General features: G+C 64.4%; 8 protein-coding genes. 3 read left to right on the forward strand and 5 right to left on the reverse strand.

Features of this window, described 5'->3' with window-relative positions:
- The first annotated feature begins 155 nt into the window (after positions 1–155).
- The 3 genes from LC531_RS02955 to LC531_RS02965 all read left to right on the forward strand — a co-directional run bounded on the left by LC531_RS02955 (position 156) and on the right by LC531_RS02965 (position 4,357).
- Complete coding sequence (locus LC531_RS02955; RefSeq protein ID WP_223648833.1) at positions 156–1,913, forward strand: class I mannose-6-phosphate isomerase; 1,758 nt, start codon at positions 156–158, stop codon at positions 1,911–1,913.
- A 38-nt stretch (positions 1,914–1,951) separates the two neighbouring features.
- Complete coding sequence (locus LC531_RS02960) at positions 1,952–2,752, forward strand: DeoR/GlpR family DNA-binding transcription regulator (RefSeq protein ID WP_223648834.1); 801 nt, start codon at positions 1,952–1,954, stop codon at positions 2,750–2,752.
- Between the two features lie 213 nt (positions 2,753–2,965).
- Entirely contained in the window at positions 2,966–4,357 is a 1,392-nt protein-coding gene (locus tag LC531_RS02965) for a sugar porter family MFS transporter (protein ID WP_223648835.1), read from the forward strand.
- 119 nt (positions 4,358–4,476) lie between these two features.
- Here the strand turns inward: LC531_RS02965 and LC531_RS02970 are convergent, their stop codons facing one another.
- The 5 genes from LC531_RS02970 to LC531_RS02990 all read right to left on the reverse strand — a co-directional run bounded on the left by LC531_RS02970 (position 4,477) and on the right by LC531_RS02990 (position 13,546).
- Positions 4,477–5,154, reverse strand: coding sequence for a 3'-5' exonuclease (locus tag LC531_RS02970; protein WP_223648836.1), 678 nt, complete (start codon positions 5,152–5,154; stop codon positions 4,477–4,479).
- 222 nt (positions 5,155–5,376) lie between these two features.
- Entirely contained in the window at positions 5,377–6,093 is a 717-nt protein-coding gene (locus LC531_RS02975) for a pirin family protein (RefSeq protein WP_223648837.1), read from the reverse strand.
- A 209-nt stretch (positions 6,094–6,302) separates the two neighbouring features.
- Positions 6,303–10,811, reverse strand: a complete 4,509-nt coding sequence (locus tag LC531_RS02980) for a Pls/PosA family non-ribosomal peptide synthetase (protein WP_223648838.1) — start codon at positions 10,809–10,811, stop codon at positions 6,303–6,305.
- Positions 10,812–11,107: 296 nt separating this feature from the next.
- Positions 11,108–12,574: a T9SS type A sorting domain-containing protein gene (locus tag LC531_RS02985; protein WP_223648839.1), complete on the reverse strand. Its 1,467-nt coding sequence runs from the start codon at positions 12,572–12,574 to the stop codon at positions 11,108–11,110.
- 75 nt (positions 12,575–12,649) lie between these two features.
- The gene (locus LC531_RS02990; RefSeq protein ID WP_223648840.1) at positions 12,650–13,546 is read right to left on the reverse strand and encodes a glycoside hydrolase family 16 protein; all 897 of its coding nucleotides are present in this window, start codon (positions 13,544–13,546) and stop codon (positions 12,650–12,652) included.
- Positions 13,547–13,554 lie beyond the last annotated feature (8 nt).

The raw sequence follows: 13,554 nt of genomic DNA on the forward strand, positions 1-13,554 counted from the left end.
CCAGCCTGGCTCTTTTTGCTAAAGCCTGAGGAGTAGGACAAAATAAGCGACTATTTTAGCAAAATGAAAAATTATTTTGCTCGCTTTGCTAGTAAACAAGCATTTTTAACGTCAATATTTGCGGTAGCTAGCCACTATGGCCTTGGCTTGACTCTATGCGTTCCTCCAACTACGATAAATATCCCTTCGTGCCGATAGCCGCGGCGGCCGACGCTTGTTACCTTGGCTGGGCGGCAATTGGCGCGGTGTTGCAGGCGGCCCTACCCCCCTCCGGCCCGGCAGTGCTGGCCATCGAGTGCTACCCCGGCACCGACCTGGCGCGTCTGCGCCAGGAGCTGGAGCCGGCCCTACCCCCCCCAACCCGCTGGGTGGTGGCCGATGCGCTGTACCGCTCTCCGGCCGAGATTGACGCGATGGTGGCCGGCCCGCTCACCGACGACCCGGTATTTGGCCGGCTTAACGGGCTGACGGTGGCCGATTTCTTTGCCCCCAATAAGCTGCAAGCAGCTCAGCAGCAATTGCGTCAACATACTGATGGTCTGGTAATAGTGCTGGGCACCGGGGCCACGCTTGTCTGCCCTACCCCCGCTATATTGGTGTATGCTGACCTGGCCCGCTGGGAAATCCAGCTGCGGCAGCGGCGCGGCGAAATTGCCAACCTGGGCAGCGACAACTTCGCCGAAAAAGCCAGCCTGAAGTACAAGCGCGCCTTTTTCGTGGATTGGCGGGCCGCCGACCGGCTCAAGAAGCAGGCTTTGCCCCGCGCCGACTTTTTGCTCGATGCCCACGACCCCGCGCAGCCCAAACTTATCACCGGGGCCGCCCTGCGGGCCGGGCTGGCGGCGGCGGCGCGGCGGCCGTTCCGGGTGGTGCCGTTTTTCGACCCCGGCCCCTGGGGCGGGCAGTGGATGCGCGCGGTGTGCGACCTGCCCGACGGCCCCGCCAACTACGCCTGGTGCTTCGACTGCGTGCCCGAGGAAAACAGCCTGCTGCTGGGTTTCGGTGCGGCGCGGGTCGAAATTCCAAGTATTGACCTGGTATTTACCCACCCCCGCGAGCTGCTGGGCGAGGCTGTGCACGCCCGTTTCGGCACCGAGTTTCCCATCCGCTTCGACCTGCTCGATACCGTGGGTGGCGGCAACCTCTCGCTGCAAGTCCACCCCCTCACCGAGTACGCCTTCGACCACTTCGGCCTGCCTTACACCCAGGATGAAAGCTACTATATGCTGGATGCCGAGCCGGACGCTACGGTGTATCTGGGCTTAAAGGAAGATATTGATTATCAGGCCATGCTGCTTGATTTAGCGCAAGCGCAGCGGGACCCGGCCGCACCCTTTCCGGCCGAGCGCTACGCGCAGCAATTTCCGGCCCACCGGCACGACCACTTTCTGATTCCGGCCGGCACCATTCACTGCTCCGGGGCGGGCAGCATGGTGCTGGAAATTTCGGCTACCCCCTTCATTTTTACCTTCAAGCTCTGGGACTGGAACCGCCTGGGCCTCGACGGCCGGCCCCGCCCCATTCACCTCGCCCACGGCGCGGCCAATATGCAGCCCGAGCGCACCACCGCCTGGGTAGCGCGCCACCTGGTGAACGCGGTGGAGCCCGTGGCCCAGGGTGCGGGCTGGCGCGAGGAGCGCACCGGCCTGCACGCGCGCGAATTTATCGAAACGCGCCGCCACTGGTTCACTGGCCCCGTGCCCCACCACACCGGCGGCGGCGTCAACGTGCTCAACCTGGTGCAGGGCGCGGAGGCCGTCATAGAGAGCCCGACCGGCGCGTTTGCGCCGTTCGTGGTGCATTATGCCGAGACGTTTATCGTGCCGGCGGCGGTGGGGGAATATACTATTCGGCCTCATGGCCCGGCAGAGGGCACCGAGTGCGCTACGATGAAGGCGTATGTGCGGACGTGATGGGTGAGGCACCCGCCAGAACAAATAATTAACTGATTATGACCAATCCCCTACCCCCCGAAAACCCCGCCGCCGCCCGCGCCCAAACCATCGTCGAAAAGCTGCTGCACACCGGCACCGTCACCGTGGATGAGCTGGCCGAGCAGTTCGACGTGTCGGTGGCCACCGTGCGGCGCGACCTCGTGGAATTGGAGCAGCGCGGCCGCCTGCGGCGTACCCACGGCGGGGCCGTGCCCATCGAGCCGCTGCTCTACGAGCCGTTTCGCTATAACTCCAGCTTTCACGAGCAGATGGACCGCAACCTCGCCGAAAAGCGCCGCATCGGACTGGCCGCGGCGGCGCTTATTGAGCCCGGCGAAACCATCTCGCTCACCGCCGGCACCACTACCACGCAGGTAACGCGCAGCCTGCGGCCGGGCGCCAACGTGACAGTCATCACCAACACCGTGAACGTGGCAATGGAGCTGAGCCAGCGCGACGACGTGCGGGTATTCGTGGCCGGGGGCTTTCTCACGGGCGGCTGGTTTTCGCTGGTAGGGGCAGCCACTGCGCAGGCGCTGAGCCAGTTTTTCGTGGATAAAGTCTTCATCGGCGTCAACGGCATTGACGCGCAAAAGGGCCTCACCTCACTGCATCCCGAAGAAGCGGCCGCCATTCAGGTGATGCTGCGGCAGGCCCGGCGGCGCATCGTGGTGGCCGACCATACCAAGCTCGGCACCGTGGCCACCGCCCTCATCTGCCCCACCGCCGAGGTCCACCAGCTCATCACCGACTCGGAAGCCACGGCGGCGCAGCTCGCGCCTTTTCGGGAAATGGGTATTGAGGTGCTGGTAGTTTGAGGCTCTTCAGTGAAGTTTCAAGGACTAAAAAAGAACGTCATGCTCATCTTGCGTCCGCGCAGCGGAGCGTAGTCGAAGCATCTCTACCGCTTCGTTGAACGGCGCGGATGAAGCGGCAGAGATGCTTCGACTACGCTCCGCTGCGCGGACGCAAGATGAGCATGACCGTTCATTCAATTATTTAATCGGTAACTCACCACTCATTCCCACCACATGCCTCCTTCTCATTCGCCCGGCCCACTATCCCGCGAGGCGGCCGGCGCGGCGGCCCTTTCGGCCCCGGCCGGCTCTACTGGCTACGTGTACCTGATTGCGGCGGTGGCGGCGCTGGGCGGGCTGCTGTTCGGTTTCGACACGGCCATTATCAACGGCGCGCTGGTATTTTTGAAGAAGGATTTTGGGCTGAATGATACGCAGACTGAGTTGGCGGCCAGTAGTATCCTGTTTGGCGCGGTGGTGGGGGCGGCCGTGGCCGGCTGGCTCACTGACCGCTACGGGCGGCGGCGGCTGCTGTTTGGAGCGGCGCTGCTGTTCACGCTTTCCTCGCTGGCGGCGGCGGTGCCGCGCACGCTCACCGAGTTTGTGGTGGCGCGGCTGGTGGGCGGCCTCGCCATTGGCGTGGCCTCGCTGCTGGCCCCGCTCTACATTGCCGAAGTTGCACCGGCTCCCATTCGCGGCAAGCTGGTGACGCTCAATCAGCTGGCCATTGTATCGGGCATTCTGCTGGCCTACGTGACCAGCTACTACCTGGCGGGCCTGGGGCTGGTGGCGTGGCGCTGGATGTTTGCCTCGGCGGCGCTGCCTTCGTCGCTATTCATGTTCGCGCTGCTGCTCGTGCCCGAAAGCCCGCGCTGGCTGCTGGGCCAGGGCCGCGAAGCCGAAGCTCTGCGCACTCTCACCCGCCTCAACGGCCCGATAGCCGCCGCCGCCGAGGCCACCGAAATCCACGCCGCGCTGGCCGCCGAGCGCGACGAGTCCACCAGCCTGTTTCAGCCGCGCCTGCGCCGGCCGCTGTGCATCGCGGTGGTGCTGGCGGTGTTGCAGCAGGTGACGGGCATCAATACCATTCTGTACTACGGCTCCATTATTTTCACTGAGCACAGCGGGCAGAGCGCGGCCTCGGCCATTGGGGCCAATGCCCTGATTGGCGGCATCAACTTCGCGGGCACCGTCGTGGCCCTGTTCGTGATTGATAGGGTAGGGCGCAAGCCGCTGCTGCTGCTGGCCTCGGGCGGCATGGCGCTGGCGCTGGGGGCGCTGGTGGTGGCCCTGCAACTGCATGCGCCGGGCCCGTGGCTGCTGGGATTGATTATGGGTTACGTGGCCTGCTTCGCCGTGGGGCTGGGGCCGGGCGTGTGGGTCGTCATCACCGAAATTTTCCCCACCGCCGTGCGCGGCCGGGCCGCCTCGGTGGCCACGGTGGCGCTGTGGATAGCCTGCACGGTCATTTCCTTCACTTTCCTCTCGCTGGTAAAAGCCGCTGGGCTGGCTGGCGCGTTCGGGCTCTACGCGGTGCTGTCGGCCTTCACGTTCGTGTTCGTGTGGCGCGGCGTGCCCGAAACCAAAGGCCGCACCCTGGAGGAGATTGAGCGCACCTGGCAGTAGGGGAGGGGGTAGGGACTGAGAATTAAAAATGATGAATTAAAAATCTGACAGTCAGATTTTTAATTCATCATTTTTAATTTTTAATTAATTTCGAAAACCACCGTGCCGGGCCTACCCCCTTAAATCATCCCCAGCCAGTATTTCCAAAACGGCCGGCGGGCGGCGGTCAGCGCGGCGTGGGTAGGCGGCGGTTGCAATGTGGGCTGGCTGGCCAGCACTTCGGCGTCGATGTCGCCGGTGCGGCGCAGTTCGAAAAAGCACTGCGCGGTGGCCTCGGCATCGGCTAAGGCGTCATGCTGCTTGCCCATCGGCTGGCCGAATTGGCGCTGGTACAGGTCGGCCAGGCGCAGATACTGCTGGCGCACCGGCTGCCAGAAGCGTCCGGTGAGGCGCATGGTGCAGAAAGTTCGTAGGCCCAGCAACGCATTATCGAGCCCCGAGCGATGAAAGCTGACGCCCACCATGTGGTAATCCAACTCAATGAAGTGGCCCACTACCAGGGGTTTATAGCGCCGCAGGTCGTCGTGCAGGCGTTGCATCACCGGCAGGCGGGCCTCACCATTCTCGTGCAGGTAAGCCAGCGTGAGGCCGTGCACCTGCATGGAGGCGGGCGTCAGGTCGTAGTCGCTGGGCCGGATGTAGTGGTTTTCAGTCTTTACCAGCTCGCCGGCCGCCGTGTAGATGAGCCAGGCCACCTGCGCCACGTGCGGCCACGCGCCGGGCTCGGCGTAGGGCCGGTGCCAGTCGGCGGGCAAGCCCGACGTCTCAGTATCAACGAAAAGCAGGTACTCGGCCACGACGCAAAAGTAACGAGCAATGCTGAACTGACGTTACGCGGGTTCTTCGTTGAAACGTCTTCGGGTAGTAGCGCGATTTTTATAAATCGCGCTACTACCCGAAGACGTTTATAAGCACTGCCTAATCAGCAGGAAGCCAGGGCTTACCAGGACCGCAAACCACTCGCGCGGCCTGATTGCCTTGCCAGGGGGGGTAGGGGCTTCGACGATTTATCCGCGGCCCTAAAACTGCATGGGTACTTCCATGAGCAGCAGCTCGGCATGGCTATCGGCCTGGATAGCCAGCGCATCAACCTCCCAAAGCCCGAAGCCGTCGCGGCGGTGCAGGGCCTGGCCGTTGATGGTCACGTCGCCTTCGAGCACAAAGGCATACACGCCGTTACCGGGCTTTTTAACTTGATAATCAGTGCGAAAGCCCTGGTCGAAGTTGCCCAGGTGAAACCAGGCATCCTGGTTGACCCAGACCGCGCCCTCGGTGGCGTTGGGCGATACTACCTGGAGCAGGCGGTTGTGGCGCTCGGCGGGCGGGAAGCTCTGCTGGGCGTAGCGCGGCGCTACCCCCCGCTGGCGCGGAAACACCCAAATTTGCAGGAACCTGACGGGGGCGGTAGTGCTGTGGTTTTTCTCGCTGTGGGCCACGCCGGTGCCGGCGCTCATCACCTGCACGTCGTTCTGGCGAATTATGGCCTCATTGCCCAGCGAATCCTGATGCTCCAGGTCGTCGGCGAGCGGGATGCTGATGATTTCCATGTTGTCGTGCGGGTGGCGGCCGAAGCCCCGGCCAGCCGCCACGGTATCGTCGTTGAGCACGCGCAGCGCGCCAAAGTGCATCCGCTTGGGGTCGTGGTAGTTAGCGAAGCTAAAGGTGTGGTAGGAATCGAGCCAGCCGTGGCTGGCGTGGCCCCGGCTGTTGGCCGGGTGCAAAACAGATTGCGCCATGTGAGTAGACGAAAAAGAGGCTTTAGGTGTAAGACAACCAGTGTAGGTACATTGTTTTGACTGGCTCTTAAGAATTACCCTGCTCTGACTGCCGTGTGGCCTGCGCTGACTGGCACAGTGTGCATAAGTCCTGCCGCTATTACTCCCTTTTTACTGTGGCTTCCAAGTGGGCAGGCAAGCGGCCGAACCGCGCATAACCGGCCCCGGCCCTACCCCCCCGCGATAAACGTGCTCGGAATGCCCTGCCAGCGGGTGCCGGCCGGCAGCTGCTCGCCTTTCATCAAAAGGCTGAGGCTTTTGAGCGTCGCACCGGGCCCAATAACTGAGTCATAAAGCACCACGCACGAGGTGCCTACGGTGGCGTGTCGCCCGATGCGCAGGTTCGACATCTTCATCACGCGGTCCTCAAATAAGTGGGTTTGGATGGTAGAGCCGTTGTTGAGTACGGCGTGGTCGGCCACCCAGGCTAGGTCAAACTCGGTGATTTCGGTCGTGTCCATATATACTGAGTGGCCAAAGTGGCTACCCATGAGCTGGAAAAACCAGGTGGCGAACGGCGTACCCAGCAGCGCGGCTTCCCAAAAGGGATATACGTAGCTCTCACACAAGGAGTTGACGAACTCATTGCGCCACACAAATGACGACCACAGCGGCCGTTCCGACGGCTGGTAGCGGCCAATGAGCACCCATTTGAGCAGGGCCGTGAGCAGGGAAAAGCCAAAAATCAGCCCCACCAATACGCCCGTCCCTACCCCCACGCTGCTCCAGAACGAGTAGTAGAGGAGGTGCAAATGGCAGTAGTGGTAGAGCGCCCCGAACGTCACGAACGTGAACGTGAATGGCAGCACAATTTTAAATAATTCAATAATAGACCGCGCCCACACCAGTCGGGCCGGCGGTGCGAACGTTAGCTCTGGCGCGAAAGCCGCCGATACCGGCCGGTTGGGCAGCAGAAAGGCCGGCGAGCCGACCCACGACGTGCCGTCGGGCGGCGTCTCGACGGGGGCCGACGAGAGCGCGCCAATCAGGTTATTGCTGCCCAGCACGGTGCCGCCGGCCAGCACCGCGCCATTGCCCACAAAGGTGCGCGGCCCCACCACCGTGGGCAGCACCGACACCAACCCGTGCTGCACCCGCGGCGCGCCCACGCTCACCGAATCGGCCAGAAACGAGCCAGCCCCCACCGTGAGGTGGTCGGCCGAGATGTGATTGAGAGTCGAAACTTCGGCTCGGCGGCCGATTTTGGCACCCAGCAGCCGCAGCCAGTAGGGCGTGTAAATGGTGGCGTAGAGCGGGCGCAGCAGCGTTAGGCTTTGGGCCAGCACGGCATCGGCCACCCAGTGGCGCACGTAGGCCAGGCTGTAAAGCGGGATGGTACCATCCGCCGGCCGGCCGGCCACAAGGCGCTTAGTGCCGGCCAGCACCACTACTAGCAGCAACACGTAGAGCCCCGACAGCGGCAGCAGTGCCAGCAGCGAGGGTCCCGGATTTAAGGGCTCTACAAACTTGTACAACACGGCCAGCACCGGCAGCGACGCCACCGTGGGCACCAGCAGCATCAGCGCGATGGCCGCCAGCTGCGCCGCCAGGTAGCCCGCGCCCGGCCCGGCCACCGGCCGCAGCGGGGTTAATGGCACTTCGCGCACGCGCCGGGCCGGCGAGCCCAGCCAGCCCTCGCGGGCGGGCACCTGCTGGCCGGCCGGTAGCACCGAGAGGTCGTCCAGCTCGGCCCCTTCGCCCAGGTGGGTATCACCCTCCAGAATGGCGCGCAGGCCCACGTAGGCGTCGCGCCCCACGGTAGTCGGGCCAATGATGAGGCGGTCGCGCTCAATGCGATAGCCCAGCAGCCCCGCCTCGCGGGCCACGCTCGCGCCTTCGCCAATGGTCAGCAGGTCAAAGCACAGCACGCGGGTAGTACCCAGGTACACGTTTTTGCCAATTTTCGCCCCCAGCAGGCGATAAAAAATGGCCAGGAAAGGGGTGGCCGACAGCAGGGGGGTAGGGGCGGCCTCCACCATTTTTTTTACCACCCAAAACCGGAAGTAATAAATCCCCCACAGCGGATATTCACCCGCTCGAAATCGACCGATAATCAGCCACTTAATTGCTACTACCAGCAAGCAGGCCAGTGGCACGTAGCCCACCACGGCCGCCGCGCCGGCCAAGATGGTCACGGTCCACGACCATTCCGCAATGATGGGCCGTAGCAGCAGCGTAGCGTTCAGGAAAAAGACCGGTACCGCGTAAAATGTCGCAATGGCGAACAGCTGCAAAATGGCCGTCAGCAGCCGGGTGGCAGTGCTGGCGCGCCGCAGGGGAGTAGCGTGCGTGGGAGTAGAAGGCGGCGCGGCGGCGATGGCACGGGCCTCGGCCGCCACGGCGGCGGCCAGCCCCTCGATGGTGCGACGGGTGTACATTTCCTTCACCGACAGGCCTTGAAAATCAGACTGCTGGCGCAGCTCGGAGATGATGAGCGAAGCCAACAGCGAGTTGCCGCCGAGGTCGAAAAAGTCGTCGGTTACGGAGATGTCGGCCGTGTCAAAGCGCTTCTGCCACACGGCGTAGATGGCGGTTTCGAGCGGGTCGCGGGGTAGGGTTAGCTCGCGGGTGGGGGCCTGTGCGCCCACCACGGGGTAGGGCAGGGCCTTGCGGTCCACCTTGCCGCTGGTAAGCAGCGGAAACGCGGCCAGCGGCACCAGCGCGGCGGGCAGCATGTAGGGCGCGAGGCGCTCGCGCAGGTAGGCGCGCACCGCTTTTTCGTCCAATAAATGGTCGGGGGCCAAGATGAGGTAAGCGATGAGCTTTTTCACGCCGTCGTCCCCCTCCTTGAGGGCCACGGCGGCGTTGCGGATGCCCGGCCATTGCAAGAGCAGACTCTCAATCTCGGCCAGTTCGACCCGGAAGCCCCGGATTTTCACCTGCGTATCAATGCGCCCCAGAAAGTCCACGTTGCCCTCGGCCTCGAAGCGGGCCAAGTCGCCAGTGCGGTAGAGGCGACCGCTGAAGCCGTTGGGCAACTCGCTGACGGTGTTGAACTTGGCGGCGCTCAGCTCGGGGCGGTTGAGGTAGCCGGCGGCCAGCGCGGCCCCGCCAATGCACAGCTCACCAGCCGCGCCCAGCGGCACGAGCTGGCCCAGTTGGTCGAGCAGCAGCACCTCGTAGCCCGCCAGCGGCCGGCCGATGGTCAGGCGCTGGCCGGGCACGAAATCGGCGGCCGTGGCCACTACCGTAGCCTCGGTGGGGCCGTAGGTGTTCACCACCCGGCACTGCCGGCTGGCCCACTTGGTGAGCAGCTCGGGCGGGCACACCTCGCCGCCCAGTATCAGCAGCCGCAGGGCCGGGATGCCGGCCGGCAGCAGCGAGAGCAGCGTGGGTACGGTGGAGAAGACAGTTATCTGGCTGTCAGTCAGAAAGCCCGGCAACGCGTCGGGCGCTTTCATGGTTTCTTCGGGTACCGGCACCAGCGTGCCGCCCGCACCCCAGGCCAGCCAGATTTCCTCCAGCGAGGCATCAAACGCCACCGAAAAGCCCTGCGCCACGCGGTCCTGCGGGGTAGGCTGAAATAGCAATTGCTCGGCCCGCACCAGGTGGCAGATGCTGCGGTGCGGCAGCAGCACGCCCTTGGGCAGCCCCGTGGTGCCCGAGGTGTAGATGACGTAGGCAATGGCCTCCGGCCCGCCCGCCACCGGGGCCAGCGGGGGGGGTAGGGCCGGGGCCGGCTGCGCCAGGTCAATGACCAGGCCCGACCACGCCGCGAAGCCCTCCGGCAGCGGCTGGCTCACCAGCAGCGCCCGCGCCCCGCAGTCGCCCAGGATGAACGTCACGCGGTCGGCCGGAAAGGATAAGTCGAGCGGTACGTAGGCCGCGCCGGCCTTGAGCACGGCCAGCATCCCGACGTATAATTCTACCGATTTTGCCAGATACAAGCCCACGAAGTCGCCGGCTTGCACGCCCGCGGCTTGCAGGCGGGCGGCCAGCTGGTCAGCCTCGGCGTTGAGCTGGGCGTAGGTGCGGGTTTCGGTTAGCCAGCTCAGGGCCAGGTGGTTGGGGTAGGCGCGGGCGGTTTCCTCAAACAAGCGGTGCAGCTGCTGTGGGCCGCCCCCGGCCACGTGTTGCGGCACGGCGCGGAAGTCGCGTAGCAGCGCCACTTCCTCTTCAGCCAGAAAGGCAACGTAGCCCACCGGCACCTGCGGATGGCTCCCGATTTGCTCGAACACCCGCCGCACGTGGGCCGGCAGGTAGGCCGCGCCCCAGGGCCCCGGTAGCCCGCCGGTGCAGGCAAAGCTGACGGCCACCGTGTGGTCAGCCGCGAAAGCCAGGGTCACGCACCACTCGTGGTCGGCGTGCTGCGCCTCGGGGGCTGGGAAGGCGATGCGCGCCCGCGTAATGGCCGCGCCCAGCTGCTCGGCCACGCCCGCCAGGCCCATCACGAGTTGGCTAGCGGCCTCGGCCGCTACTTCGGTCAGCGTTAGCGCATCATTGATGTTCAATAAGATAGCCGCCGCCGGGAAGGCGGCCACGTCGTTTTCTACCCGCAGCGTGGCTTGCAGCTGGGTGGCGCTGCGCTCGGCCGCCTGCCGGAAGTATACCACCGCAAAGGCGGCCAGGTAGCTGGCCAGTAGGGTTTCTTTTTGCTGAAAAGCCAGCTCAAAATCGGCAGCCGGGGTAGGGGGCTCGGGGCTGGCGAGGGGGGTAGCAAGCAGGTCGGGGGTACTCATCAGGGGGTGAAACCGCGCTGGCCAGCGCGGCAAAAGAAGCTAAAGAAGAAAGTAGCGGTTGGCCGCCCTGGGCCAGCTTACGAGCCAACGCCCACCGCCGCCGAAATTAGCCAATCAGCTACCCAAATAGCGTGCGCTAACATGAACCGTGCGTGAGGGGGTAGGAGGCTTGAAACCGGGCGGGTAAGTCAAGGCAAAGCCTACGCCAAAACGGCCGGCCAGGGTACGAAAAAGAGCCGGCCGGCACTTCGGGCAGAAGTGCCGGCCGGCTCATGGGGTAAGCGGGGATAGGGAGCTTACTGCACGCTCAGCTGGCGGCTCAGCACGGCTCCGTCTACTACCAGGCGGCAGATGTAGAGGCCGGGTGCGAGGCTGGCGGTGCTGAAGTCGGCGCTGAACTCGCCGGCCGGTCGGGCCTGGTTTTCAAACACCGAAGCGGCGCGGCGGCCCAGGGCATCGTACACGGCCAGGCTCACCACGGCCGCTTTTTGCAGGCTGTAGGGCAGCGAAACGCGGCCGGCGGCGGGGTTGGGGTAGGCGGGGGCCAGGGCGGCGGCGCTGGTGCTGGCCTGGCGCACGGCCGTGGCCGTGGCGGCAAACGCCGGCCCCACGAGGTCGTCAAAATAGTACGTCTTGGCCGGCATCCCGGTGGCCACGGTCGAGTTGGGGGCAATGAGCAGGGCAATCTGGTCCACGTCGGTGGCCAGCACGCTGGCGTCGATGCTGCTGCCGGCCGCGCCGGCGGTGTAGGCGAAGGTCAGCGTCTGCCACTCGTTGGCCGTGGCCGAGGTGACGGCATCAAACGTGCCGCCGTAGTTGCCGTTGGGGTAGCCGTTGGCGGATTTTGCTTTGTTTTGCAGCACTATTTGCACCTTGGTAGCGGCGTCGGGGCTGCGCAGCTTCAGCGTGATTTGCTGCGCGCCGCTGGCGTAGCCCGACACATCGCCAAACGTGCCGCTCTTGGGCTGAATGACGATGGTGGCGTAGGGTTGCGAGCCGTCGCGCACGAAGCTGGCGCAGGTGCTGCTGCTGTTCACGGCGTTGCTGGCGGGGTTGGCGGCCGCCTCGTTCACGGTGCCCTGGGCGCTGGGATAAGCTACCAGGCGGGTATTCTCGAAGTTATCGAGCAGAATGGCGGCGGCCGCGGGGGCGGCGGGCACCAGGGGCCCGGCCACCAGCTCGGGGCCCATAATATCGTCGAGGTAATAGGTGGTGGCCGTGGTGCTGCCGGGCGCTACCAGCATCACCAGCTGGTCCACATCGGTCGCCTTCACGGAGGCATCGGCGCTGCTTACGTCCCCGGCCGCATAAGTGAAGGTCAGCGTTTCCCAGCTGTCGGTCGCGGCGGTAGAGGTGGCGTTGAACGTGCCGCCGTAGTTGCCATTGGGATAGCCCAACGCCGCCACTTTCGCTTTGTTTTGCAGCACGAGCTGCACGGCCGTGCCGGGGCCGGGGCTGCGAAACTTCAGCGTCAGGTGCTTGGTGCCGCCCGAGTAGGCGCTCACGTCGGCCATGTGGGCATTGGTGGGGTCCAGCACCACTACCGCGTACTGCGTGGCGCTGCGGTCGTACTTGCCGCAGGTGGCGCTGGTGTTCACGGTGCCGCCGGTAGGGGTGGCTGCCGGGGCCAGGGCCCCATCTACGTAGCCATACGTGACCAGCCGGGTAGTCTCAAAATTATCGTAGAGCACCTGCGCCGATGCCGCGCGGCTACCCAGGGTGACCAGCCCGGCGGCTAGTAGAAATTGCGTAAAATTTTTCATGCGTGTGGGGTGGGGAAAAAGAAGGTGAAAAAAACGGGGGGGGGGTAGGGCCAGCCCTACCCCCCCCCGTTACGGTTACTGCTTGTACTGCAAAAATTTCACGTAGTCCACCTGCATCGTTTGCGGGAAGGTGGTGCTGGCGTCGGGGTTACCGTCGAAGTCGCCGCCCACGGCCACGTTCAGAATCACGTAAAAAGGATTGTTGAAGGGGTAGGGCGCGGCATCGCCCGACGTGAACGTGAAGTACTTGGTGCCATCCACGTAGAAGTCAATCTGATTCTGGCTGCGCACGGCGCTGTAGAGGTGGAAGTCGCCCGAAAAGTCGGGGCTTGCGCCGGTGGGCAGCGTGTAGGGCGAGCCCTTGTACTGGTGCGTAGCCACGGTATTGCCGAAGTGCATGGTGGTGTAGGCCACCGTGGGCGAGCTGCCCTTCAGCTCCATGATGTCGATTTCGCCGCAGGCCGGCCAGCTCACCTGGCTGTCATTGGCCCCCAGCATCCAGATGGCCGGCCAGATACCCTTGCCCTTGGGCACTTTGGCCCGCACATCGAGCCGGCCGAAGGTGAATTCCTTCTTGCCCTTGGTGTTGATGCGGGCCGAGGTGTAGGTGCGCCCGTGGTAGTTTTCCTGAACGGCCGTAATGTTGAGCAGGCCGTTGACCACGTTCACGTTAGTGCGCGAGTTGGTGGTGGCCTCCAGCTCGTTGTTGAACCACACATCCTGCACCTCGGGCGTCCACTTGGTGGCGTCGAGGCTAGTCGCGTCAAACTCGTCGCTCCACACCTGCTCGGTGTAGTCGGCGTAGGGGTGAGCGTCGGCGTTGGTGACCGTGCTGGCGCTGCCACCGGTGCTGGTAGCGGTGATGACCGGGCCGGGCGGGTTCTGGGTGCAGCCGCTGAGGGCCAGCGTCAGTAGCGCGCCCGTCGAGAGCGCCCGCCGCAGCGGTATTCCTAAACTGAATGAATAGGTCATGATAAACA

Source organism: Hymenobacter psoromatis, from assembly GCF_020012125.1.
Classification (GTDB): domain Bacteria; phylum Bacteroidota; class Bacteroidia; order Cytophagales; family Hymenobacteraceae; genus Hymenobacter; species Hymenobacter psoromatis.

Bases quoted from the DNA above. Each gene is read 5' to 3' on its own strand.
- LC531_RS02955 (WP_223648833.1), top strand. From the start codon at position 156: ATGCGTTCCTCCAACTACGATAAATATCCCTTCGTGCCGATAGCCGCG.
- LC531_RS02960 (WP_223648834.1), top strand. From the start codon at position 1,952: ATGACCAATCCCCTACCCCCCGAAAACCCCGCCGCCGCCCGCGCCCAA.
- LC531_RS02965 (WP_223648835.1), top strand. From the start codon at position 2,966: ATGCCTCCTTCTCATTCGCCCGGCCCACTATCCCGCGAGGCGGCCGGC.
- LC531_RS02975 (WP_223648837.1), bottom strand. From the start codon at position 6,093: ATGGCGCAATCTGTTTTGCACCCGGCCAACAGCCGGGGCCACGCCAGC.
- LC531_RS02980 (WP_223648838.1), bottom strand. From the start codon at position 10,811: ATGAGTACCCCCGACCTGCTTGCTACCCCCCTCGCCAGCCCCGAGCCC.
- LC531_RS02985 (WP_223648839.1), bottom strand. From the start codon at position 12,574: ATGAAAAATTTTACGCAATTTCTACTAGCCGCCGGGCTGGTCACCCTG.
- LC531_RS02990 (WP_223648840.1), bottom strand. From the start codon at position 13,546: ATGACCTATTCATTCAGTTTAGGAATACCGCTGCGGCGGGCGCTCTCG.